The organism is uncultured Turicibacter sp. (assembly GCF_938044715.1).
GTDB classification, from domain to species: domain Bacteria; phylum Bacillota_I; class Bacilli_A; order MOL361; family Turicibacteraceae; genus Turicibacter; species Turicibacter sanguinis.
Window position 1 is genome coordinate 1 of the sequence record NZ_CALIOS010000016.1, and the last position, 25,064, is coordinate 25,064.

Below are 25,064 nucleotides of genomic sequence, written 5' to 3' on the forward strand. Positions count from 1 at the left end.
TACGAGCTGCTTCAAAGAAACCAACTGCTTTTTCTACTGTACAATTTGTTACTTTTGTCATACTTACCTCCTTTTTTTGCACTACGCAATTAATTAAGCAAAAAAATATTCTCCATACATATGAGTGTCAATATCCAACATAGTAGCAATTGTATCTGCCTCCTGCAAATTCATCACTCTAATGTTATTAATTTTCTGACTCACTGTAGACGGTGCTAATTCTAACGCTAATGCGATATCCTTTTGTGTTTTTCCGTATTCGACTAATCTCGCCTTTAATTTTTGTGTATTTACCAAATTCATCTCTCCTTTTTGCACTATGCAATTTTTAACTATATATTAACACCATGCAATTCTTTTTTCAATAGCACAGCGCAAAAAAAATATATTTTTGCAAAAACATTATTTGCACTGTGCAAAGTTAGGGAGTTATTGTATAATAAAGTCATGCACAGAAAAGAGGTGATCCAGTGACTAACAAAAATAATCTAACTAATAAAGAAATTGGGCATAGAATAAAATCACGTAGATCCGCACTTAAATTGACGCTTCAAGATGTAGCTTCTGATGTCGGCGTAGCTCCCTCTACTATCCAACGATATGAAAATGGAACTATATGTCAATACAAACTACCTATTTTAGAGTCTATCGCTAAAGCGCTAGATGTTAACCCTGTATGGTTAGTAAAAAAAGATGCTCCCATACAATTAGAGCAAAAAGTTTCTAAAAAATTAGGGTTAGAAGATCAATTAATTAAATCTTTTCAAAAATTAAATCAGAATGGAAAGATTGAAGCTTTGAAAAGAATTTCAGAACTAACTCACATCCCAATATATACAGATTAAACTTTAATGTGGACACATACAAAGTGAGGAAATGGAATGCATTCAAAATCAAAGAAAAATTAAATAAAAAGCACACCAAAAGGTGTGTTTTTAACTAATAAAGTATGAATAAGGTGATGAAATGAAACTAGCTTTATACGCTCGTGTTTCTACTGAAGAACAATTAAATGGATATTCAATTGAAATTCAAGTAGATAAATTAACACAATATGCAAAATTAAATGACTATGAGTACGAAGTCTTTACTGATGAAGGTTATAGTGCAAAAGATTTAAATCGACCATATATAAAAATACTACTTGATAGATTGAAGAATAATGAATTTGATGGAATTGCCATTCATAAATTAGACCGCTTAACTCGAAGTGTTCGTGACTTACAAAATATAGTAGACTATATGGATCAAAATAATCTAAAATTAATCAGTCTAAATGAATCATTTGATAATACAACAGCAAATGGACGACTTACTTTAACCATGATGGGCGCAGTCGCTCAATGGGAACGAGAAACAATTCAAGAACGTGTATGCCTTGGAGTAAAACAAGCAGCATTATCAGGAAAAATTGTTGGAACCGTACCCTTTGGTTATAATTACGATAATAAAACAGGAAAAGTATCTGTTAACGAAGAAGAAGCAGAAGTCGTAAAAATTGTTTTTAATATGTATGCACAAGGTCATGGATCTAATTCCATCTCTAGTTATATTTTCGATAATTATCCGAAAGAATTTATGAATTTTGGCAATACTCAAATTCTACGTATGATTAAACGTCGCTCATATCTTGGAGAATCTATCACACGTTTCAAAGATGGAACTAAACATGTAATTCCAAATGCTTATCCCCAAATCATTGACCAAGATTTATTCGATAAAGTACAAGAAGTCTACAGGAATAAGAAAGAAGTGGCTACTCCACGTCAGAAAAAAAATCGAAGAATTTTTACTGGTTTCCTTGTATGCGGATTATGTGGTAATGCTATTTGTGGATCGGCGAGCGGTTCTGCATCAAAAAACACTACCCTATCTTATCGGTGCTCCCATAAGTATAATCGAACAAAATGCAGATGTTCTATGTTTAATGAAGAAGAACTAGAAAAAGCTTTTGTAGAAAAAATGGTATCAACACTTAAGTCCGTTAAAGAAGGAGCATTTGATATTAATGTTTCATTTGCTAAAGCCAATAATAAAGAAAAATTAATAAAGGAATTAAATCAACTTAAGAATAAACGAAAAAAATGCTACATAGCTTTTGAAAACGACTTAATATCACTTGAAGAATTTAAGGAGCGTTCAAACGAATTTAAACAAAAAGAAGAAGAACTAGAAAATGAAATTAATACTCTACAAGATGTAGCTGTTCCTAAAATATTCAATTTTGAATGTGATGACTTTCCCGCTACATGGAATAACCTAGAACGTTGTGATAAAATAGCTTTATTGCATGATTACGTTAAAAAAATTGAAGTTTCAAAGTTGAGTTATTTAACCACAGGACGTCGTGAATCATTGGTAATACACGATATTACTTTCGTTTAGTCATTGGCGTTATAAAATAACTAAAACAGGTGGTATGGCTTGGATGGACAATGGGATTACAATGAATACTAACATTAAGGGAGGCTTAATGAAAGGGATTGGCCGCATGTTTTCGGGTGAATCTTTATTCATGGCAACCTATACCTCAAGCCTTCCAAACCAAGAAATCGTCTTTGCTTCAACGTTTCCTGGTAAAATCATTGAACTTGATTTAGTTCCAGGACAAGATTGGATTTGTCAAAAAAGTTCATTTTTAGTCGGTGAACCTGGCGTTAATTTAAGTGTCGAGTGGACTAGACGTGTATCGGCTGGTTTATTTGGTGGCGAAGGTTTTATTTTACAGCGATTATCCGGTCATGGAAAAGTCTTTTTAGAAGTCGCTGGAAGCGTGGTCAAACGTGAATTAAAACCCGGTGAAGTCATTAAAGTTGACACAGGCAATGTCGTTGGATTTGATCGTCAGGTCAAGTATGAAATTGAAACCGTTAAAGGATTTAAAAATATTTTCTTTGGAGGAGAAGGTCTCTTCTTAACCAAATTAACAGGACCCGGAACAGTTTATTTACAAACCTTAACCATGCAAAATGTAGCAAGTCGTTTACTCCCCTTTATCCCTACTGGAGGAAATTAAAAAGAGCTCAATCGAGCTCTTTTTTAATAGGCTAGTCTTTTTAATCCCGACGTGGTTTTAATCAAGATTTTGTCATGTTGTGGCATCATGAATAGCACGTCCTCTTCAATCACCGTGACTTCTTGTGTTAACAGATGACACTGTTTTAACATTTGATGGTCTAAGAAGTAAATGAGATAGCCTTCTACAAAAAAACTCTCACATTGAATCGGAAAACTGACTAAAAGCTGTTTGTCTTTCATCACCACTAACTCCTGTTCACAACTAACAAATAATAAATCTTGATGTTGAGCAATGCTTTTAACACCTGTTGTGATTAGTGTTTGATTGATGATGTTTGATTCACAGCAAAGATTTGACTCCTCATCCACATAATAAATCTCATCTGCCAGTTCAAGTAGTCTTGAAGACATTTGAGGCGCTTTTCTTTGGATTAGGTGTTTCAGTTCTGCCACTCCTTGCTCTAGCTTTTGAAATCTGTTGGCTTCTTCCTCACTTAGTTTTTGAAGTTGTGCCACTGATGAATAAGCACTCATCAACTGGTTCATTTCATGATTTAAGGCTTTAATTTTTTGCGTCCCGTTTTGTGACAACTCCACAATTTCTTCAAGCATGACCATTTCAACGAGTTCATCTAAATTTGATTTTAATGTTTCCAATACTTCTTTAAATGATGTCACTTTATGATCTAACACTTCAATTCGTTTTAACGTTTTCTCAAACGTTTTAATTAAATCTAAAAATTCGACGTCCATTTCCCTCACCCTTTCATTTCATCAATACATTCCATTAGGTGATCGATGACTTGTGTTCGCTTAGTTAAATGAATGGCATATAACTTATTAAAACGGCGAAGCCACGAGACTCGCGTTGGTTGTAAATAGACATAACTAATCACGTCTTCAATGCCAAAGGTTAATAATTCTTCTTGTATTTTTTCAAACGGACAATCTTGATAAACCAATGCCTGTAAATAGCGGAGCACATCTTGCCCCTGTCTAAAACAGTTTGCCGCCTGTTCAAATTCTTTTAATTTTAAGAGCTCGATTCCCGCTTCAATATGCTGCCCTTCTCTATTTTTCATCAAAGCCTGACACCGTTTAATATCATGTTTCGCCACCTCTAATTTCGATAGCTCGTACTCGGTAATAGCCTGTTCATATAATTCGCGACGTTCGTATAATGTTGCTTCTTTATAGAACTGATTATCACTTGAAATTTGACTTAGTTTTAAAGCCGATTCATCAAACTCAGAAAAAATTAAGAGTTCATCACTCAGATACTCAAATAATGACGGCGGCATGTCCTCTTCTACAAAACATAAGTGCTGACGAGCCCTTGTAATCGCAACATACAATAAATTAAAGTAATAGCGGTATTGATTTTGATGCATCACATCGGTATTTAAGATGGTTTCCCAAAGCGATTTAAACTTAGACATCACATTATAACAAATGATGTAATCTTTTTCGATTCCTTTAATTTCTTCAACCGTAAAGACGGCCCCTTTCACTTGGGTTAAACGCTCTAAATTCCGTTTTTCAGCTTCATCTGGCACGACGATCGCAACATAATGTCGATTTAAGCCCGTCTCAATGAGCTTAATGACATTTTGAGGATTCGTGCTCTGTAAATAATAAACCGCATGTGAAAGACCACGGATAGCAATTTCATGATAATCATTTTTTTTATTTAATCCTAAGCGCTTGATCCGAAGATCCACGACTTTATTCGCTAAATCTACGACCTCTTTTGTGCTACGATAATTTTTCACCAGTTGATGTTTCAAAAAACCTAAATGGGTATTCGATGTTTTCATAATGCTTTCAACGCGTCCTGTATGAAAATAAGTAGGTCGAATGGTTTGATTAATATCTCCACTAAATAACAGTTGATTACGATTTCGTGACAAGCGAATCAAACAATAAATTTGAATCTCCGTCAAATCTTGAATTTCATCAGCAATGACATAATCAAATAAATTCACTTCTTTTTTGATTATTTTTTGAAGCAGCGCTCTTGATAGATCGTTCTCATCCACTTTTTTCTCATCATCTAAAAAGAACTGATAACGCACCGCTAACTCATACAACAGTTCACGTTGTTTTCGTTCGTACACACAATACTGCTCATCAAGTGAAAGATAGATCTCTTTTTCAATCATTTTATGTGTGAATAAATACTCATCAAGCAGTTGATGCATAAGCATAATCGCTTGTAGGGTATAGCGATCTAAATAATGTTTTTTTGCTTCATATAAGGCATCAGCATGTAAGATTAACACGTCATTTTCAACATGAGCTAAGCCTTTTTTCAACATCACTTCCATGACCTCTGACGGATATGGAAAATCAGAAATAGGGATGGCATAACGAATCCATTCTTTTGGAATCATTCCTTTAATGATGCCCCGAATTTCTTTCCACAAATCATAAACATCTAATCCGATTTGTTTAATTAGCATCGGTTGGCGTTCAATTGCCCATAAGCGAAATGCTTCGTATGTCATCATTTGATACGCTCGAACCTCTGTGGAAACAAAGTGATTGTAGTGAAGAAATTGAACCCGTTTTAAAATATCATCCGCTTTCACCTCATCAGAATCTTCCACAATTTTTTTGAATAATTTAACTGCATCTTCAACTAAATAAGAAGAATACGTGAAATAAGCTAAACGAATCGGTTGCAAGGCAAGTAAATACGCTTTATGAATATTAATCGTGGTTTTTCCACTTCCGGCACTTCCGAATAAAAACGTTGGCGACTCAGTTGGCGCCAGACATTGAAACTGTTCATCATTTAAATAATAAATCGCCTTTTCATCTCGATCGTCAAGTAACTGATTCATCGTTTCGACGTTTATGACTCTGGTAATGATGACATTAGGATCATAATCAAAATTTTCATATTGTTGATCAATGTAGGCATCGACTACATCTTCTTCAGAAGATACAACCTCAATCCTATCTTCTTTGATTCCAATTTGTCGTCCTCGCATTGCCTGATCATCATGATGACAATAATCTAAAAACAAAATGGCTTGTCGGTACTCACTTCGAACACGATTTGTATCAAAGGTAAACAAGATCCGATCACCTTTATTAATTCGAAGCTTAAAAATACGCAACCCATTGCGATTATGTTTAATTTCACGCACAGACACGCCTCCACGCATCGCAGACATGTTAAACTTATATTCTACATAATCTTTCACGAATTGACTCATTTTTTGCAACACAAATGTTTCTTTACCACGAGGGATATGGCTCAAAAACATTTCAGTTACTAATATTTTCATCACCATTCCCCTTTCTACCTTTTTACTTCTTTTTCTACTTGATTGAAACTGAACTCTATTTCACACTCATGAATCTATCTGAGGATTTAAGCTTTTTTGAACCTAAGGTATCCTATCGTCCAAAGCTTACTTCACTAAAAGTGGAGTAACTCATGCAAAGAATCCCTGACAAAGAACACAACAGGCTCCCTACACTATGTGGTTCACTTAGCTCATAGGTTATCCCCTTCTTAGCTACTAGAGAATGACTAACCTGCTCTTGAAAAGGCCTTCTCCACTGATAGTTCAAAAATTTTACAGTTTTACAAAACTAATCTGAACTTATCTATTTTATCAAATATTTCAATCGTTGTATATCATCGTTGTTTGGCTTCTCATATAAAAAAGGCATCCGTATCGGACGCCTTTTTGGTTTATTCTATCTTTAATTTTAATTCCTGAGAACTTCGTTCACCTTCTCCTTCAAGAGTTGATGGGGCTTGTTTTAAATAAAGACGCTGACGTTTTGAAAGATAGAAATAAATACCTGCCAGTACGAGACCCTTGACGACACTACTTAGTGTAATCGCCCACCAAACCCCATCAATTCCTAGTACATGAGGTTGTCCTATCACATAGGCGAGTGGAATACGTGCACCGGTTAAGATAATTCCGACAATGGATGGAATGTACGTACGACCTAATCCATTAAATAATCCTTGTGTCGTAATCTCAATACACATAAATAATTGCGAATACCCTAAGATTTTTAAGTACATTTTTCCCTGTTCAATAGCCTCTGCTTCTGGTAAGAAAAATGAAAAGATCGGTTCCCCAAAGAAGACAAGAAGAACGGTTGCAAAAACACCAAGACCTAGTGCTAAAAGCATTGTCGTTTGATAGCCTTTTTGAATTCGATCAAATTGTTTTGCTCCATAATTTTGTCCAACAAAGGCACCGAGCGCCGTTGAAAATCCTCCTGCAGTCATCCAAGAAATCGATTCGATTTGAGATCCAACTTTTTGAACAGCAATTGGAACAGCTCCATAAGCGGCTACCAATCGACCAAGCACCATTGAAATACACGTGAACAATCCACTTTGAAGCGCTCCTGGAAAGCCGATTTTACAGATGATTTTAATGAATTTTATATCAAACTTTTCAAATAAGTTCACTTTTAAGTAGGCTGCTTTACTGCGTAAAATAATAACTAAGAAACATAAGCTAACCACTATTTGAGCACACACCGTTGCAATGGCAGCTCCTAAAACACCCAGCGCCGGAATAGGTCCAAATCCTAAAATTAAAATTGGATCAAAAACAATATTGAAGATTAATCCAATGGTATTGATCATAAATGGCGTTTTACTATCGCCTGATCCGTTAAAGATAGCTGTAAAAACAGGGTTGATAAAATAAAAAATCATTCCAATAATCATAACCTCTAAATAAGTATAGGACATTTGAATAATTTCCTCATCGCCTAAGTTAAAGAAGCCAATTAAAGGTTCTTTAAAGAAGAACAGAACCATCATATATAAAACAGCTAAAATGAGATTAATTTGTATAGCACTTCGAACATAACCTTTTGTTTCTTCGTATAAATGAGCACCTATTGTTTGTGAGACCTTAATTTCAGCTCCAATTTTTGAAATCATAATAAATGCCATCGCTAACCAGGTAAAAAATCCGGCCGTTCCAACAGCCGCTACTGCACTACTTCCGACACGACCAATCCAGATCATGTCGGTCAGATTATACGCCATTTGAATAAATGAGGTTCCCATTATGGGTAAAGCTAACTTTACAAGCGTTCCAATAATATGACCCTTTGTTAAATCAAGTCTTTTCTCCACTTTCTTCACCTTCTTCTTTATGATGAAACCCTGACCCTAGTCATTCCTTTACTTTCTAGCCTTTTAACGAACAAGAAAAAACTAGTAACCCATGGCTACTAGCTCATTCATGTCTTATTTTGAAATAGAATTATAATTTTACTACGTTAGAAGCTTGAGCTCCACGGTTTCCTTCAACGATATCAAAAGACACTTTTTGTCCTTCTTCTAATGTTTTAAATCCTTCACCAGTGATTGCAGAGTAATGAACGAATACGTCTTCTCCACCTTCAACTGAAATGAATCCAAATCCTTTTTCTGCATTAAACCATTTAACTGTACCTGTATTCATAATAAATACCTCCGAATAAAAATAAAGATTAGTGACTTAATACTATTTTGTAACCCCACACCTTTTTACCCTGTAGTTAAAAAACCCCCAGAAACGCAATCCAATCTGATATACTGTGAAACAAACAAAAAGAACTATTAAGTACTTCTTTAACATATCATAAATTTCCATTTTTATCAACCTTATAATATATTTATTTTATATTTTTTGGAATAATTAAAATAATTTTAGAGAAACTTATAAAAAGAACTACCCTTTAAAATTATCCAAATATATCCTAATATTTTTGAAGTAAAAGTATTATTTTCCAAAAATTACATTTTATAAACTTCATGATTTATTTGCAGTTTAAGATATAAAATGATATATTGAATGTCGGCAAAAAAATGTGTTTTTTCGACTCGTTGTGACAATTGATTTTATGCTCACAATGAAACTAATTTAGAATGATTCATTGGGGACTTCAAAACAACAAAACTGAGAACAAACATAACACTCATAAGAAGGAGAAATAAAGATGAAACAACCTAGAAAAGCGACGCTATTTGAAGCTCTAATTCCTATTGTTTTTTTAGTCATCATGTTGGCATTAGCTTTATTAAAGTTTAATGTCGATCCACAGATTCCATTAATTTTAGCCACTGGAGTCGCAGCCTTAATTGGAGTACTTCGTTTGGGGTATAAATGGAGTGAGCTTGAAGAGGGGATTATCCAAACCATTACAATGGCCTTACAAGCTGTTTTAATTTTGCTCATTGTTGGAACTTTAATTGGAACATGGATTTTAGGAGGGGTTGTCCCTTCAATGATTTATTGGGGACTCAACATTTTATCACCTGGTATTTTCTTAGTTGCTACCTTATTAATTTGTTCTATCGTATCCGTGGCAACGGGTTCTTCTTGGACAACAGCTGGAACAGTCGGGATTGCATTATTAGGAATTGGACAAACACTTGGAATTCCTTCACCTATTATTGCTGGGGCCATCATTTCTGGGGCCTACTTTGGAGATAAAATGTCCCCTTTATCTGATACGACTAACTTAGCACCTGCCATGGCTGGTGCGACGTTATTTGAACACATCAAACATATGATGTATACGACAGTTCCTGCGTATGTTATTTCAATCATACTTTACACGGTCCTTGGATTAAAATATGCTGGACAATCACTAGATACTGGTCAAATCGACATTATACAAAACACCTTAATTGGAAATTTCCACACATTATCACCTATCTTATTACTAGCACCTGTTGCTGTCATTGCGATGGTTATTTTAAAAGTGCCTGCGATTCCTGCCTTATTAACTGGTACGTTACTTGGTGGGGTGTTTGCGATGATCTTCCAAGGGGCAAATGTGGGAGACATCATGACAGCTATGCACTATGGCTATTACTCTCAAACCGGAGTCACCGCTGTTGATGATTTATTAACACGTGGTGGTTTAGATAGTATGTTATGGACCGTTTCCTTAATCCTTTGCGCCTTATCATTTGGTGGCGTTTTAGAAAAAACAGGAATGCTTGAAACCATTGCCTCAACCATTTTAAAATATGCAAAAGGGACATTCGGACTTGTATTCGCTACGATTTTTACTTGTATTTTCACAAATATTGTAACAGGTGATCAATATTTAGCACTTGTGATGCCAGGTCGTATGTATAAAAATGAATATCCAAAACGTGGATTAGCGCCGAAAAACTTATCACGCGCTCTTGAAGATGGTGCGACCGTGACTTCTCCACTTATCCCATGGACAACTTGTGGATCCTACATGATGGCAACGCTTGGCTTGAACCCTATTGCTTTCTTACCATTTGCATTCTTTAACTTATTAAGTCCACTGTTTTCACTTATTTTAGCAGCCACTGGATTCTCAATGACAAAAATAGATCAAAATGAAAAAACTCAGCTTTAACGCTGAGTTTTTTTTATTTTAATGTCACACTTGGTTTATATAACGTGATCCCTGTTGCACATCCCGTTATCTCCCAACTAACTTTAGCTAAATGAGCATGGGCTGGGATTTTACACGTGACCGTAATTATTTTAAACTCTGGTGTTATTTCAGAAACAATATTTTGCCTAATTTTTTTGATGCTTTGTTTTTCAATATTTAAAAAATTAACTTGATAATGAAATGCCTCAACATCATTTCCTCGAATCACAAGCCCCATTGTCAAGTACTCGTATCCATGTAAAGCAATCGGCTCTATATATTGAAGCACCTCTTGTTCCGTCGTGACTAATTGCAAACTTCCAATACGTGAGCCATTAATTTGACAGGAATCGAAGTGAATTTTCCCTAGTGAGGCATAATACTCAGGAAAGGCTTGTTCAAATTCCAACCAATTTGAATTTTTCAACTGATTTCTCACGCCACTTCCCCCTTCTTCTTATCTGCTATTAAACTCTGTCTCCTCAAGACTCAGTTCTATAATATCTACTTGAAAAAAATTGGGGAACTGTTCTTTTGGATAAATCATTTCCAATTTAAATCCTAGTTTTTTATATAACCTAATGGCACGTTCATTATGACTTAACACACTGAGTCGAATTGTTGTTAATCCTTGATGAAAGGCTTCATTAATTAAATAAAACATTGCCTCTTTCCCAAATCCTTTCCCCCTTTTGATTTGGGTTAATCCAATTACAAGCCATCCTTCTCGTTCACCTTCATTTATATCCATTAAACTAATAAATCCAATCCATTCCTGAGTTTTTTTTTCATAAACGGAATAAAAGATTTCATCTTCAGATAATTTTAGTTCTTCATACCATGTGTAAAGTGACTCATATGTTTGGACAACTCCCTCAATATAGCCAAAGTCCTCCATAAACTCTTCATCTTCATAAAGTTCTAGTAACAAAGGTAATTCTTCTTTTTTAAATTCACTCAAATAAACTAATTCACCTTCTATATAAGGTTGTAACATATAAAGCCTCTTTTCTATTAATCTAACTTATCTTCCTTTAAATAAAATAATTCGCAAATCTAGACAAACTAATACCGTTAAAATGAGATCTATAATCCAAAAGGTATAGCTCCAAAAAATCAAAAATCCGGGTGTAAAAAAATAACAAATGAAAAATTTATAGATAACAATTGCCACTAGTAGTCCAATGATTAATCCTGCAACAATTGAAATAGGCGTTAAGGTTTTACTTAAGAGTAACGAATCTGCCATGAGGATAAAATAACCGATTGCAATGACAGCGGCCGCTGTTACAATAAAATATGCTAATTCCCAAATCCATCCCGCTACACTAAATTGAAATAAAAGTTGTGAAACAAGCAAAAGTGAAATAAGACTAGCCATACTCCCAAAACAATAACATTCCTTTACAACTTTTCGACCTTTACTCACACTATCATTCACAAAAAAAGAAGCAATCCCAACGAGTGGCAAAATTAAAGCAAATAATTGTAACAACCCAATGCTAAATTTTAAAGCCACCACACACATTAATGTAATCGCAAAACAAAGGAGATTAACTCCGCAATGAACTTGAAAAAATAATTGTCTTTGATATTGAACGTTACTAGCCATCCCTCTCCCCTCCTGTAAGGTTTGTTAATACTACTCTATTCCTTATATCTCTAAAACATGATATGATAGATTCATTTTATCAACAAAGTTAGGTTATCACTAAAAAAAACAGAGTCAATTTCACTAAGTGGAATCGCCTCTGTTTTTGATGAGTTTTTAATCTTTTTTGATAGCCTTTACCCCATAAATCGCTACCAATCCAGCTAAGGCTAGTGTACTATAACCAAATGTTTTAACCTGTTGTTGAGTTAAAAAGTGTTTATCTCGTTCATCACATTTCTCAATTTTGAGAGTGATTTCTTTTAACAACTCAATTAATTCAACCTTTAGCTCATTTGAAACTTCTGAATTTTTAATTAATTTCAAAATTGATTTCGAAACTTTTAAATAATACTTCTTTGTCTGTTTACTTAATTTCATTGAAATTTTTGTTGTTTTATAAGTTTGTTTGTGTACCATTTTTGTCTGTTTTAACAAATATGGTACTTTTTTCATCATCAGCTCATAAAGCTCTTCATCTAAATCAACTGATTGCTCCAATAATTGAAGTAATTCTGTTCCCTCTAGATCATTCCAATCCTTAAATTTTAATATATTTTCGGCCATGATTGATCTTCCTTTTTGTTTTTTTATTATTTTATCATATTCTATTATTAAATTCACATAAAAAAATGGTGGTTCCTTTTTTAAAATTCATTTATTTTGCAAATTCACTTCATGTTTTAATACTTTTATCGCACAATAATGATAGCACGGGCAGATTGATGTCGAATTTTGTGTTATAATTTGTATGAGGTGTTATAATGAAAGAATTAAAAATCTATTTTACTTCCGATTTACATGGATATGTTTATCCAACAGATTATACGGATACAACAATCAAGCCGATGGGGATGCTAAATATTATTGCGTCTTATCAAAAGGATGGAAATACACTAATCATTGATGGTGGTGATACCATTCAAGGCTCTCCTTTTACCACTTTTTTAAGTAGTGAGAAATTAATTAAACATCCCATTGCTGAGGTGATGAATGCAGGAGGATATGATTATATTACACTAGGAAATCATGAATTTAATTATGGCTATGACTATCTAAAATCATATCTCGATTATTTAAATGCGAAATGTTTATGTACAAATGTCCTAGATAAAACAAATCAGCTGCCTATTCAAGGTTACGACATAAAAACAATGGAAAACGGTTTAAAAGTTGGGATTATCGGATTTACAACTGACTTTATTCCTATTTGGGAAAAAGAGTATAATTTAACAAATTTCGAAGTGCGTGATACCTTTACTTCAATTAAACAAGTTCACGATGAGTTAAAACCTCAAGTTGATGTTTTAATTGGAATTTATCATGGTGGATTTGAATACGATTTATCAACACATGAACAATTAAGTACATCTTCTGAAAATATAGCCTATAAAGTTTGTAAAGAATTAGATTTTAATGTCTTACTAACAGGACATCAACATATCCCACTACAAAATCAAACGTTATTTGGGACTCATATCATCCAAACTCCACACAATGCAACAAAATATGCTGAAGTTCATGTTCAAACAGATGATCATCATGTGACGAGCGTAACCTCTTCATTAAATGCATTTGAAAATCATCCTGATCAAGTCATGTATGATACCCTATTACCACTCGAAAATCGTGTTCAAGAGTGGCTAGATTGTCCGGTCGGTTATTTAAATGTAGAATTACAACCAAGTGATCGTCTTGATATGGCGATTAATGGTTCATTACTTGCTAACTTTATTAACCAAATTCAACTCGAAGTGGCAGAATGTGATTTAGCTTGTACTTCTTTTGCCAACGCTGTTAAAGGATTTAACAAAAGTGTTACCGTTCGCGACATTGTTTCAACTTATGTCTACCCGAATACATTAGTTGTCCGTGAAGTTAGTGGAAAAGTTTTAAAGCAAGCATTAGAAGTCTGCGCTTCCTATATTGATTATACAAATGGAGAACTATCTGTATCTAAACGTTTCCTTCAACCTAAAGTGGCTCACTACAACTATGATTTCTTCTCAAATGTGGAGTATACATTTGATTTAACTAAACCTGTCGGTGAACGAGTCGTTAACATGATCGTGAAAGGCCAAGAAGTCAACCCGACGGATACGTTCTCACTCGTGATGAACAACTATCGTTCAAGTGGTGTTGGAGGTTATGAATTCTTCCGTGATTGTCCAATTATCAAAGAAATCCAAATTGAAATGACTGAAATTATTATCGATTACTTTAAGAAACATCAACATGTTACAGTTGATGACCGTCAATTTATTCATATTATAAAATAAAAAAGCGCCATCTAGTCTTCTCTAGATGGCTTTTTTAGTTAATATAGGACTAAACATCCTTTAAAGTGTTTATAATAATGGTAAAGTTGTATAAATTTTCTGTTATAAATGGTTATTATTGACTTTCATCTACAGTCATTTTATGATAAAAGCATTACATAAAAAAATGTCATTTCAAGACCTGTTCAAATGACCGAAAGGAGAACACAATGAAAAAAATATGGCTAGTCATTGCTACCCTTTTAATTATCCTGCTTGGATGTGTGCTATACATTAATCTAAAATCTTCTTCTCAGATGTTAACCGTTCCACAAAGTCTTGATTTAATCACGCAACAAAACCAAATCGATCAAGATTTACAAACAGAAATTGAAATTGGAAATTATACGTTTGAAAATCCTTTTATAAAGATTAATCCGTATCAAAATTCACCATTAACAGCACTTGTAGCTTTTGCGACCTCACAATCTCAAGCTGTTGAGGTTAGGATTGAAGGAAAAGATGAATTCACAACATTTAAGACAACTCTCCCTGCAGCAACCAATCACTTAGTACCAATCTATGGGCTTTATCCTGATACGTTAAATCATGTCACTTTAACGTTATCTGACGGAAGTTCTACTACACTTGACATTCAGACAGATCCCTTACCAGATGACTTTATTTTGCCTACAAGTGTGACTTATGATGCCAATCAGGCCACTTCAGATTTATTTTTCTATACCCCTGCTAGTGCTGGTTATACAGCAGCGTATGATTTAAATGGCGATGTTCGTTGGTACTTAACGACGGCTAATGTCTGGGAGATTAACCGATTAAAAAATGGAAATCTTATTTTAAGTTCCAATCGTACCGTAAATGCCCCTTATTATATGGCGGGATTAATGGAAATGGACCTGTTAGGTAAAGTTTATCATGAATACGTCTTTCCTGGCGGATATCATCATGATGTTTATGAATTAGATAACGGAAACTTTATCGTGGCTGGGAATAACCCTTCTAAAACTGTTGTTGAAGATTATGTCATCGAAATCAATCGTCAAAGCGGTGAAGTAATAAAAGAATGGGATCTTTCCTCTGTTCTACCGACTGACGCCGGAAAAAGTGAAAATTGGACCGAACACGATTGGTTCCATAACAACTCCGTTTATTATGATCATCTGACAGATGCTATCATTTTATCTGGACGCCATCAAGATGCTGTCATCAGCATAGACTATGAGACAGGAGATTTAAACTGGATTATTGGAGATTCCACGAATTGGCCTGAAGAGATGCAACGTTATTTCTTTACGCCAATCGGTGAAAATTTTGAATGGCAGTGGTCACAACATTCTGCCAAAGTGTTACCAAACGGAGACCTCTTTATTTTTGATAATGGAAATAATCGTTCAAAAAATCCACTCGATTATGTTGAAGCCAAGGACAACTATTCTCGTGGCGTGATCTATCGACTCAATACAGATGAGATGACAATCGAGCAAATTTATGAATATGGAAAAGAATTAGGTTCAAGTTTTTACTCGCCTTATATTTCAGAAGTTGATTATTTAGGAGAAAATCATTATCTCATTCATTCAGGTGGAATGGGTTCTGTGAATGGAGTGCCAATGAATCAACCAGCCTATTTCAACCCTGAAGCCAAACTAGAAGCTAAAACAGTTGAAGTTTTAAAAAATCAGGTCATTACAACACTTGACTTCCCGACCCAATTTTATCGCGTACAAAAAATGTCGCTTTATTCATCAGGATTCAACTATAATCTAGAGCCTGGAACACGTCTTGGAACCCTTGGACAAACCCCAACCCTAAAACTCGATATTAACGGCTTATGGAAAGCAAAAGAATTACCAGCCAATGATTATCATTTAACCTTTAATCAAGAATCTGATCGTTTAATTTTTAACGCGCAATTCAAAGAAGGGCAAAAAGTTAAACTGATTTTATCAAAACTTGGCGATCAACGAGTTTATGATATTCGTGTCTCAAAAACAAGCTATTCTGCTATGTGCATTGACTTATTTAATGCTTCAGACGTTAACGACGGTGATTTACTATCCGTTACGAACTACATCAATGCCGAAGGTTTATCAGGAACCTATCAACTATATATCCAAATTGATGGCAACGTTTATAAAATTAATCAAAAAGTAACCTTTTAAAATAATAAAAAAGGAAAGTGAACCCTATTAAGCCGCGTTCACTTTCCTTTTTTTATACTTAATCTAAATACGGTAAAACATCAACGGTGTAAGCTCTTAATACTTCCCCAACACTCCAAGCCTGTGTAAAACATCCTCGACTGGTTGCTGCAAACTCACCATCAAATATTTCAGCGATTCCGTTAATACAACCATCATGTAAATGATCCTCAAACACTTCACACATCATTTTTGCACTCCTAATAGCTGCTTTATCATGACGGTGCACTTTACAATAAGCCGAAATAAATCCTCCAATTAAAAATCCCCATGTTGTTCCCATGTGATACGCACAATCACGAGTTAGGAGTTTTCCGATATATTGTCTTTTGTATTCAGGGTCTTTAAATGATAAAGATCGTAAGCCATATGTGGCATATAATTCTTGGTAAACTTTCTCTACCACCTTTAATTCCTTTTCTTCACTTAACATCGTGAACGGTAATGAAACCGCGTAAATTTGATTTGGTCTGACCTTGGCATCATCGATATCCACTACATCATTTAAGCACTGTGTTTCTTCATTCCAAAAACGAGCGTTAAAGGACTCTTTGACACGCACTGCTAATTCTTCATACTCATTGTTCACTTGACCAAATTTTAACGATAATTCAGACATAATGCATAAGGCATTATACCAAAGTGCATTAATTTCTACTGGTTTACCATGGCGTGGTGTCACAACGAAATCTCCCACACGAACATCCATCCATGTCACCTGATCTAATCCATCTCCAGCATGAATCAATCCATCCTCATCCATTCCAATTGAGAATGCTGTTCCTTCGCGATACGCTTTAATAATTTCTTTCATTTTTTCAAATAATACCGATTCAACGAAATGGTAATCTGATTCTTGCCCGGTATACGCTAAATATTGATAAACCGCATGAATATACCATAAAGAGGCATCGACTGTATTATATCCTGGCTCACTTCCCTTATCCGGGAAGACATTTGGAACAAGACCATCTTTTAAATAGCGTACGAATGACTCCAAAATTTCTCGTGCTTCTTCAAAACGTTTTGTACATAATGTCAACCCTTCAAATGCAATCATCGTATCACGTCCCCAGTCTGTAAACCAAGGGAAGCCAGCTAAAATGGTTTTTAATCCTGTACTTTCACGTTTCACCACAAAATGGTCAGCTGCTTTTACTAAATTTAACGCGAGTGCATCCTCATATCCAGATTGATCCATTAACTGATTCGCACGTTCACGATAGTTTTTCACAATCTCAAACCCATCTCGTTCATCTAATTCTTCAACCGTACACTTCAAATAAAACTTAGTCGTTGTATGAGGCTCTAGCTCTACCACTAAATCATATGGCGTATAATGATTATCGAGGCCTCGACTTCCATTTCGATTATCAAACTCATAGTAATGATTTTCTTCAATTAAATAATTTGGCGTTGCCATACTCGTTGGACGTAATTTTCGATCGATATAAGTCCCCTTTGAGGCAAAGAATTTAATACTCATTTCCTCAAAACCTGCAGGTACTAATGTTAAGACTTGATCAGCTAAATTCATCTCAAAGTTTAATTCCTGACGTTCAGATGTCGCCCCTGCTCCACGGAAATTAAATAATGGCACAATATTTAGGGTTGCTTTTTGCCCACCTGTTTTGACTTCATAACAAACAGCAACTGTATTATGTCCATACTCCATCGCAATGGTTTTGCTTAACTCTACATCTTCGACTTGATAATAGTAGGTTGGAACACTATCAAACGTAAAACGATTTAAATAATGTTGCCCATTTTTATTTTCATTAACGTACGTTTGTGCCGTTAAATCGTATTCTTTTCCATTTAAAATCACTTGTTCTTGGGTACGTGTAAAAACTGCATAACGTTCAACGGGTGGATTTAAAGATGCGACTAAATAGGCATGAAATGAACGAAAACCACTGTTGACAATCGTTTGTCCACTATATCCTCCGATCCCATTTCCCATTAACCATTCGCGTTCTTGACCTTCTTCAATAGTGCGCCAATTTCCACGTCCAAATTTATATGTTAATTCCATTTTAACTCCTCCTCACCTCAACTTAAGCGGTTACAAAGGAAGTATATCATAACTAAGCCTTTCTTTTGAAGAGTAAACCCTCTGAAACCGGTTAACCTTTTGAAACGTTTCGATAACTAAAGAATGAAAAAAAAGAATCATTGGGTCCTAAACTCAATGATTCTTTTTTACATCTTTAAGATGCTGTGACATTCTGAATTACTTTTTGCTCCTGACGTTTTTTCTTACGTTTTAAGTTGATGAGACGTAAAACACATTTGACTATCTCACTAAATAAAACAACGCTTGATCCTAATAAAATAATTTTGATCCACATTATAAAGCTTAACGGCACCGTATTAAAGAAGCCACTTGCTAATTGGGTCACTAAAATTTGGATAGCGAATGTCGCACCTAAAATTTTAAGGGCTGTCTTATTTTTACAGAAGTTTGGAATGATACTGACAAGACCAAACTCACGACAATTCAGAGCATTAAATAAGACTAAACTTACAAATAAACTAAAAATAACGGTTTGTGATTCACTTGCTCCTCGTGTAACATGGGTCACATCCGCACCAAGGAAGTTAAATTGTAACTGGGCAAGCAACACCAAAATCATAAAAATACTATTACCAATAATCGTTTGAACCATAAAACGATTAATAATCGACGCATTTTTCGAAGTTGGCTTACGTCTCATGACCGTCTGACGGATAGGCTCTAATCCAAGCGCTAAGGCTGGTGGACCATCCATAATAATATTCACCCAAAGAAGATGAATCGTTGTAAAAGGTAAGGGTTGATCTAACAACTGACTGATAATCGTTAATAAAAAGGCAATCACATTAACCGTTAGAGTAAATTGTAAATACCGTTGGAAGTTATTATAGATTCCACGCCCCCACTTAATGGCTTCAACAATCGTATTAAAACTATCATCTGTTAAAATAATATCAGCCGCATTACGACTCACTTCAGTCCCTGCAATTCCCATTGCGATCCCTACATCTGCTTTCGTGAGTGCCGGTGCATCATTAATTCCATCTCCGGTAACCGCAACGACTTCTCCATTTTTTTGAAGAGCACTAACAATCCTCATCTTTGTATTAGGCATTGAACGTGCAACGATCGCAATATCTTTGATTTCTTTACGAAGCTCGGCATCACTTAAACTATCAATATAACTTGCTTCTACAACACGCTTATCTTTTGTGATAATTCCAAGTTCATTTCCAATAGCAACAGCCGTGTTGATATTATCTCCGGTTAAAATCTTTGTTTCAATACGAGCAGCTCTTGCACTTTCAATTGATTCTTTTACACCTGCTCGTAGAGGATCTGTAATTCCGACAAATCCATAAAAAATTAACTTTTGATTCCAACGATCCGTATTCATGACAAGATCCTTAGATGGAGTCTCCAAATAAGCAAAGGCAATGACACGCATAGCCTGCGATTGATAAGTCTTGATTGAATCCGAAATCGCCTTGATTCGCGCACTAGATAATACTCTTTTTTGTCCATTCACTAACTCATATGCACTTTGATTTAAAATCACTTCCGGTGCTCCTTTAGAAAGAACTTCATATCCTTCTTTAGTTTCAATGGCAGTTAACATATATTTATTAACTGAAGCAAATGGAATTTGTCGCACCACTTTTGCTTCCTCTCGGAATCGAGAGTAAGATGGATTATTAATCATTGAAATCAATGCACCTTCTGTTGGATTTCCAATATAGTTATGATGCGTCCCATTGAATTCAACATCCGCACTACTATTTAGCAAACAACTTCTGACTAGTAAGGGATATTCACTAGCTGAATCTAAGTCAACTTCACGACCTTCTAAGACTAACTTTCCAACTTTCATTTTATTTTCAGTTAATGTTCCTGTTTTATCGCTACAAATCACACTGACAGATCCGATTGTTTCGCATGCTTCTTTTTTTCGAATGAGAACATTAATCTTAGCCATTTGATTCATGGTAATTGCTAATGTGATATTGATCATCGTTGGCAATCCTTCAGGAACAGCTGCTACAATTAACCCCACACAAACAATAAAAGCTGTTTTAATACTTGGAAATACAATATAAATATCATGTAAAGAATGGACAAATGCATCCCAACTAGAAAAATTAATTTGAATATGACTATCTTTAAAAATCTGAATAATCATATACACAAATAACATTCCAGCTACACCAGACGATATGGATGATATTTTTTGACCTAGTATTCCTAATTTTATTTGTAATGGCGTCATTTGTTCAGTTTGATCTAAATCTTTTGCAATTGATCCCATTTCTGTTTCATCACCTATTTTGGTGACAAGCATTAGACCATTACCATTTCCTACTAAGGTCCCTCCATAAACAATACTATCTTTTTGTTTTGAAACCTGATCAGATTCCCCAGTTAGCATATCCTCTCTAAGTTTCAATTCAGCTGCTTCTAAAATGATTCCATCTGCCGGAACTAAATCACCTGTTTCTAAAAAGACGATATCGTTCGGGACAACCTCTGATTTATGAATTTGTTGTTTTTTCCCAGATCTCATGACCTTAACCACAACATCATCTGTCATTTTTTCAAGTGTTGCAGCTGCTTTTTTAGATTTACCTTCTGTAATCTTCCCAATTAGAATCCCTAGGACAACTGCCATGCAGATTCCAACACCGTCTTTGTACTCTCCCACTAAAAAGCTCATTCCACTTGCAATAAATAAAATGACCATTAAGGGCTCTTTAAAAATGTCTAGAAACTCTTTTAATAGTCCTCGCTCGCTTGGCTTTGAAAATTCATTTGTTCCATACTGCTTTCGTTGTTCGAGTACTTGTTCTTCTGTTAAACCTGTTTTTACATTAATGTTACGTTGATGATTATGATTTGCTTCTTTCGCCAAAGGTTTGATGACCGTCACCTGCTTTCATTTTGTTTTCATTAATGATTATGAAATGAAATTCGATTATAGAACTAATTTATTAAATTTATTAAAAATTTAAATAAAAAGATTTAATGATTCAATCCTTCTATATCCTCTTATAAAAAAAGATACCACAAAATGGGTATCTTTTTGATCTATTCTTCTGTTTCTAAGAATGAGCGAATCAATTGTTCAATCATAGAAGCCGCAATTTTATTTTGATGAACCGTATCGACTGTTAAAATAAGTCCCGCTTCCTGTGATATTTCTTCCCAAGATTTTCTTAATACATAATGTTTAAAATAGATAATCTGAAGGAATACAATGCGGAGATATGTTTAAAAGAAGGCATAAAAAACGCAAAGGGGGATGTTTTAACCTTTTTACGCTTCGACTCACGATTCTCTTCTAAAAACTTTAATTGCCATTCATTCAAAGGAAGGTAAGTAATCTGCTCTAATTGAGCAATTTTTTGAATTTGTTGACTATACTCTATCGCCTGTTTAAATGCAAACGAATCTGTATCTTCACTTATTAATGGTAGTGATAAGATGGCTATTTTAGCACGAGTATTGGCTTTAAGCTTAGAAATCACCGCCGTTAAATTAGAAATAAACCAGGCTTCATTTGGTTTCATAGGCAGATGTTTTTTTAGTTCAAATTTGATTTCATTAGGTTTATTTAACTGAGCTAAAATATCATTGGTCCCGATTAATATAATGATATAGTCAGGATCACAGATGATAACCTCATCTAATCGATTTAAAACATTATAAACTAAATCTCCATTTACCCCTGCATTAATAAAGTCATATCCTTCTTCCCCCATAGAGGTTGCTAATTCATTAACAAAATTATACGCCATCGTTCCTTGGGTATTACTGTCTCCAAGACATGCTACTAATTGACGATTTTTATCTTGTCGTTGATAGTCCTTAGGTCTATTTTTGGGAGGTTGACTAAATTTGTAAATCGTATAGCCTCCAAGAAGTGTAAATACGCCACCTAATCCAATCATCCATCTTTTCTTTCCACTCATTGCTAAACTCCTTTTTCATTTTTTCTGATTTTACCTATAATTTATTCTATGTCATCTATGATTTATTAATCAATCATTAATTTTAGTCCTATTCAAATTTTAAATATTTCGACAAAATTAAGGTTCCCACTCCATTTAAAGTATAGTATCATTATATGTTGAGGATAAAAATAGAACTACTATTGGAGGGATTTGATGTCAACTCAATCTACTGATTTAGGAAAAGATCCTATTGGTCGATTATTATTAAAGCTTGCAACACCTGCTATCATAGCACAATTAGTTAATGTTTTATATAACATCGTCGATCGAATTTTTATCGGACGTATTCAAGATGGAGATTTAGCAATGGCTGGTGTTGGTGTAGCATTTCCAATTATCATGTTAATCTCTGCTACTAGTGCACTCATCGGGATGGGAGGTGCCCCACTAGCGGCCATTAAAATGGGGAAACAAGATCATGATGGCGCAGAGAAAATCATAAGTAATAGTTTATCGACGCTAATGATTATTTCGGTCTTATTAATGACACTTTTATTAATTTTTAAAGAACCCATTCTTCTTGCTTTTGGGGCCAGTCCTCAAACATTAGGATACGCGAATGATTATTTAACCATTTATTTACTAGGAACCATTTTCGTTCAAATCGCGCTTGGAATGAATCCATTTATTAATACTCAAGGATTTGCTAAAATTGGTATGCTAACGGTCTTAGTCGGGGCTATTTTTAATATCGTACTAGACCCTATCTTTATTTTCGGTCTTAACTTAGGCGTTAAAGGGGCTGCGATTGCAACCATTACGTCACAATTTGTTTCTGCTATTTGGGTTTTAAAATTCCTTTTTGGTAAGCAAAGTATTTTAAAGATTCAAAAACGTTACCTTAAACCTGAATTGAACGTGATTCTCCCTATTTTAGCGCTCGGTGTTTCGCCATTTATTATGCAGGCAACAGAAAGTCTTGTCTTAATTTCTTTAAATAATCAACTATCACGATTTGGTGGCGATTTAGCAGTCAGTGCGATGACCATTATTAGTAGTATCAATCAAATCATTTTCTTACCCTTAATGGGGCTTGCTTCTGGTGCACAACCGATTATTTCATATAATTTCGGTGCCAATCAATTTGATCGTGTCAAAAAAACATTCAAGTTATTATTAACGGTTTGTTTAGTCTATACAACCGTGATGTGTGTCTCTTTAGAATTAGCACCACACATTTTTGTTAATATTTTTAACGATAAGCCGGAGTTGGTTGAAATCACCTCTCATAGCATCCGTATTTTCTTTGCAGGTATCTTTATCTTTGGGGCTCAATCAGCATGTCAACAAACGTTTTTAGCACTTGGACAAGCTAAAATTTCACTTGTTTTAGCCTTACTTCGTAAGATGATTTTATTAGTTCCCCTCATTTTCATCTTACCTGCAACCACTGCTTCTTTTATTTCACCATTAGATGCTGTATTCTTAGCCGAACCAATTGCAGATATTATTGCAGCACTAACAACTTTTACGTGCTTTATTATTTTCTATCATAAAACGTTTAATAAACCATTAAATGATCTGACAGACATGGTAGATGATTAAGAACATTTGAAAACCAATAAACAGATTTTAGCAAACAAAAAAAAAGACGTCTGGATCATTCCAAAACGTCTTTTTTTGTTTACCCTTTAACAGCTCCCATTGTAATTCCTTGTGTAAAGTATTTTTGAAAGAACACAAAGATAATAACCATTGGAAGTGATGCTAAAGCAGCACCTGCCATAATAACGCCATAATTTGATGAGAATTCTTGTTGCATTGTTGCAACCCCAAGTGGTAATGATAAATTAGAGCGTGAATTTAAGAAAATTAACTGTAAGAAATAATCATTCCAAGATGAAATAAAGGTAAAGATAGCTAAAGCCGCCACCCCTGGTTTAACAAGCGGTAATACAATTTTGGTGAAGATTCCCCATTCACTACATCCATCTATTTTCGCCGATTCTAATAACTCATTTGGGACGGTTTGAGAAAATTGTTTCATTAAAAAAATCCCAAATGGCCATCCCACTGCTGGTAAAATCACAGCACTTAGCGTATCGCCAAATCCCCAAGCTGAGACAATACGAACAAGTGGAATTAAGATAACTTGTTTTGGAAGTGCCATCGCTCCAATGAATATAGCAAACATGAGTTTAGAACCATAAAAATTCTTTTTCCCCAGAACATATCCAGCTAAAGTAGATGTCACACAAACTAAAATCATCGTAAAAAATGAAAGATAGACACTATTAAGGAACCATGATCCTGCTGGATTTTTAAATAATTTGACCCAGTTATCAAGTGTTGGATTTGTTGGAAACCATTCGGGTGGAAGTGCCACAGCTACATCTTGTAACTTAAATGCTCCTGTTATAATCCAATAAAATGGAAAGATAAAAAAGATGGCTAACAAGGTTAAAATGATGAGCGTCATGACTGATCCAACCGTTATTTTCTTCTTTTTACTTAATTTCTTTTCAGTATTTTGTTTCGTTGACAAAT

At 34.7% G+C, this 25,064-nt stretch carries 20 protein-coding genes; 7 read left to right on the plus strand and 13 right to left on the minus strand.

The genetic code is table 11. The features are described 5' to 3' along the window. Positions 1–93: 93 nt before the first annotated feature. Entirely contained in the window at positions 94–297 is a 204-nt protein-coding gene (locus QWC74_RS01495) for a helix-turn-helix transcriptional regulator (RefSeq protein ID WP_155222940.1), read from the minus strand. Positions 298–470: 173 nt separating this feature from the next. Here QWC74_RS01495 and QWC74_RS01500 point away from each other — a divergent pair, with 173 nt between their 5' ends. From QWC74_RS01500 to QWC74_RS01510, 3 genes are all read left to right on the plus strand, one after another. Continuing rightward, on the plus strand, positions 471–845 hold the full coding sequence (locus QWC74_RS01500) for a helix-turn-helix domain-containing protein (RefSeq protein WP_155222939.1): 375 nt from the start codon (positions 471–473) through the stop codon (positions 843–845). Positions 846–966: 121 nt separating this feature from the next. Then, complete coding sequence (locus QWC74_RS01505) at positions 967–2,385, plus strand: recombinase family protein (protein WP_155222938.1); 1,419 nt, start codon at positions 967–969, stop codon at positions 2,383–2,385. 16 nt (positions 2,386–2,401) lie between these two features. Then, entirely contained in the window at positions 2,402–3,016 is a 615-nt protein-coding gene (locus QWC74_RS01510; protein ID WP_262957767.1) for a TIGR00266 family protein, read from the plus strand. Between the two features lie 23 nt (positions 3,017–3,039). Here QWC74_RS01510 and QWC74_RS01515 read toward each other — a convergent pair whose 3' ends face one another. From QWC74_RS01515 to QWC74_RS01530, 4 genes are all read right to left on the minus strand, one after another. After that, positions 3,040–3,771 (minus strand): hypothetical protein, encoded by a 732-nt coding sequence (locus QWC74_RS01515; protein WP_006785625.1) that lies wholly within the window; start codon positions 3,769–3,771, stop codon positions 3,040–3,042. Positions 3,772–3,776: 5 nt separating this feature from the next. Further along, positions 3,777–6,314 carry a UvrD-helicase domain-containing protein gene (locus QWC74_RS01520; protein WP_006785624.1) on the minus strand — a complete coding sequence of 846 codons (2,538 nt, stop codon included), beginning with the start codon at positions 6,312–6,314 and terminating at the stop codon, positions 3,777–3,779. Between the two features lie 413 nt (positions 6,315–6,727). Beyond that, positions 6,728–8,149 (minus strand): MATE family efflux transporter, encoded by a 1,422-nt coding sequence (locus QWC74_RS01525; protein ID WP_006785623.1) that lies wholly within the window; start codon positions 8,147–8,149, stop codon positions 6,728–6,730. 130 nt (positions 8,150–8,279) lie between these two features. Beyond that, complete coding sequence (locus tag QWC74_RS01530; RefSeq protein ID WP_006785622.1) at positions 8,280–8,480, minus strand: cold-shock protein; 201 nt, start codon at positions 8,478–8,480, stop codon at positions 8,280–8,282. 517 nt (positions 8,481–8,997) lie between these two features. Here QWC74_RS01530 and nhaC point away from each other — a divergent pair. Beyond that, positions 8,998–10,401, plus strand: a complete 1,404-nt coding sequence (nhaC, locus tag QWC74_RS01535; RefSeq protein ID WP_006785621.1) for a Na+/H+ antiporter NhaC — start codon at positions 8,998–9,000, stop codon at positions 10,399–10,401. Between the two features lie 13 nt (positions 10,402–10,414). Here nhaC and QWC74_RS01540 read toward each other — a convergent pair whose 3' ends face one another. From QWC74_RS01540 to QWC74_RS01555, 4 genes are all read right to left on the minus strand, one after another. Further along, entirely contained in the window at positions 10,415–10,861 is a 447-nt protein-coding gene (locus QWC74_RS01540; RefSeq protein ID WP_006785620.1) for a hypothetical protein, read from the minus strand. A gap of 18 nt (positions 10,862–10,879) precedes the next feature. Beyond that, a complete protein-coding gene (locus QWC74_RS01545) occupies positions 10,880–11,419 on the minus strand; it encodes a GNAT family N-acetyltransferase (RefSeq protein ID WP_006785619.1) in 540 nt (179 codons plus the stop codon). 27 nt (positions 11,420–11,446) lie between these two features. Beyond that, entirely contained in the window at positions 11,447–12,034 is a 588-nt protein-coding gene (locus QWC74_RS01550; RefSeq protein ID WP_006785618.1) for a hypothetical protein, read from the minus strand. A 156-nt stretch (positions 12,035–12,190) separates the two neighbouring features. Next, entirely contained in the window at positions 12,191–12,640 is a 450-nt protein-coding gene (locus QWC74_RS01555; RefSeq protein WP_006785617.1) for a hypothetical protein, read from the minus strand. Positions 12,641–12,837: 197 nt separating this feature from the next. On the opposite strand from QWC74_RS01555, the gene QWC74_RS01560 reads away from it, so the two are divergent. Both QWC74_RS01560 and QWC74_RS01565 read left to right on the plus strand, forming a co-directional pair. Further along, positions 12,838–14,352 carry a bifunctional UDP-sugar hydrolase/5'-nucleotidase gene (locus QWC74_RS01560; RefSeq protein ID WP_006785616.1) on the plus strand — a complete coding sequence of 505 codons (1,515 nt, stop codon included), beginning with the start codon at positions 12,838–12,840 and terminating at the stop codon, positions 14,350–14,352. A 209-nt stretch (positions 14,353–14,561) separates the two neighbouring features. Further along, positions 14,562–16,514, plus strand: a complete 1,953-nt coding sequence (locus tag QWC74_RS01565) for an aryl-sulfate sulfotransferase (protein WP_155222937.1) — start codon at positions 14,562–14,564, stop codon at positions 16,512–16,514. A gap of 58 nt (positions 16,515–16,572) precedes the next feature. On the opposite strand, the gene QWC74_RS01570 is transcribed toward QWC74_RS01565, so the two are convergent. From QWC74_RS01570 to QWC74_RS01580, 3 genes are all read right to left on the minus strand, one after another. After that, positions 16,573–18,588: an amylo-alpha-1,6-glucosidase gene (locus QWC74_RS01570; protein WP_055164754.1), complete on the minus strand. Its 2,016-nt coding sequence runs from the start codon at positions 18,586–18,588 to the stop codon at positions 16,573–16,575. Between the two features lie 175 nt (positions 18,589–18,763). After that, positions 18,764–21,475: a calcium-translocating P-type ATPase, PMCA-type gene (locus QWC74_RS01575; RefSeq protein ID WP_155222936.1), complete on the minus strand. Its 2,712-nt coding sequence runs from the start codon at positions 21,473–21,475 to the stop codon at positions 18,764–18,766. A gap of 304 nt (positions 21,476–21,779) precedes the next feature. Continuing rightward, positions 21,780–22,535 carry an SGNH/GDSL hydrolase family protein gene (locus QWC74_RS01580; RefSeq protein WP_288993848.1) on the minus strand — a complete coding sequence of 252 codons (756 nt, stop codon included), beginning with the start codon at positions 22,533–22,535 and terminating at the stop codon, positions 21,780–21,782. A 195-nt stretch (positions 22,536–22,730) separates the two neighbouring features. Here QWC74_RS01580 and QWC74_RS01585 point away from each other — a divergent pair, with 195 nt between their 5' ends. Further along, positions 22,731–24,122 (plus strand): MATE family efflux transporter, encoded by a 1,392-nt coding sequence (locus tag QWC74_RS01585; RefSeq protein ID WP_006785609.1) that lies wholly within the window; start codon positions 22,731–22,733, stop codon positions 24,120–24,122. Positions 24,123–24,201: 79 nt separating this feature from the next. Here the strand turns inward: QWC74_RS01585 and QWC74_RS01590 are convergent, their stop codons facing one another. Continuing rightward, entirely contained in the window at positions 24,202–25,062 is an 861-nt protein-coding gene (locus tag QWC74_RS01590; protein WP_009606441.1) for a carbohydrate ABC transporter permease, read from the minus strand. Positions 25,063–25,064: the final 2 nt, after the last annotated feature.

Bases quoted from the DNA above. Each gene is read 5' to 3' on its own strand.
- QWC74_RS01560 (WP_006785616.1), top strand. From the start codon at position 12,838: ATGAAAGAATTAAAAATCTATTTTACTTCCGATTTACATGGATATGTT.
- QWC74_RS01520 (WP_006785624.1), bottom strand. From the start codon at position 6,314: ATGAAAATATTAGTAACTGAAATGTTTTTGAGCCATATCCCTCGTGGT.
- QWC74_RS01555 (WP_006785617.1), bottom strand. From the start codon at position 12,640: ATGGCCGAAAATATATTAAAATTTAAGGATTGGAATGATCTAGAGGGA.
- QWC74_RS01565 (WP_155222937.1), top strand. From the start codon at position 14,562: ATGAAAAAAATATGGCTAGTCATTGCTACCCTTTTAATTATCCTGCTT.
- QWC74_RS01580 (WP_288993848.1), bottom strand. From the start codon at position 22,535: ATGAGTGGAAAGAAAAGATGGATGATTGGATTAGGTGGCGTATTTACA.
- QWC74_RS01545 (WP_006785619.1), bottom strand. From the start codon at position 11,419: ATGTTACAACCTTATATAGAAGGTGAATTAGTTTATTTGAGTGAATTT.
- QWC74_RS01505 (WP_155222938.1), top strand. From the start codon at position 967: ATGAAACTAGCTTTATACGCTCGTGTTTCTACTGAAGAACAATTAAAT.
- nhaC (WP_006785621.1), top strand. From the start codon at position 8,998: ATGAAACAACCTAGAAAAGCGACGCTATTTGAAGCTCTAATTCCTATT.
- QWC74_RS01570 (WP_055164754.1), bottom strand. From the start codon at position 18,588: ATGGAATTAACATATAAATTTGGACGTGGAAATTGGCGCACTATTGAA.
- QWC74_RS01515 (WP_006785625.1), bottom strand. From the start codon at position 3,771: ATGGACGTCGAATTTTTAGATTTAATTAAAACGTTTGAGAAAACGTTA.
- QWC74_RS01550 (WP_006785618.1), bottom strand. From the start codon at position 12,034: ATGGCTAGTAACGTTCAATATCAAAGACAATTATTTTTTCAAGTTCAT.
- QWC74_RS01530 (WP_006785622.1), bottom strand. From the start codon at position 8,480: ATGAATACAGGTACAGTTAAATGGTTTAATGCAGAAAAAGGATTTGGA.
- QWC74_RS01585 (WP_006785609.1), top strand. From the start codon at position 22,731: ATGTCAACTCAATCTACTGATTTAGGAAAAGATCCTATTGGTCGATTA.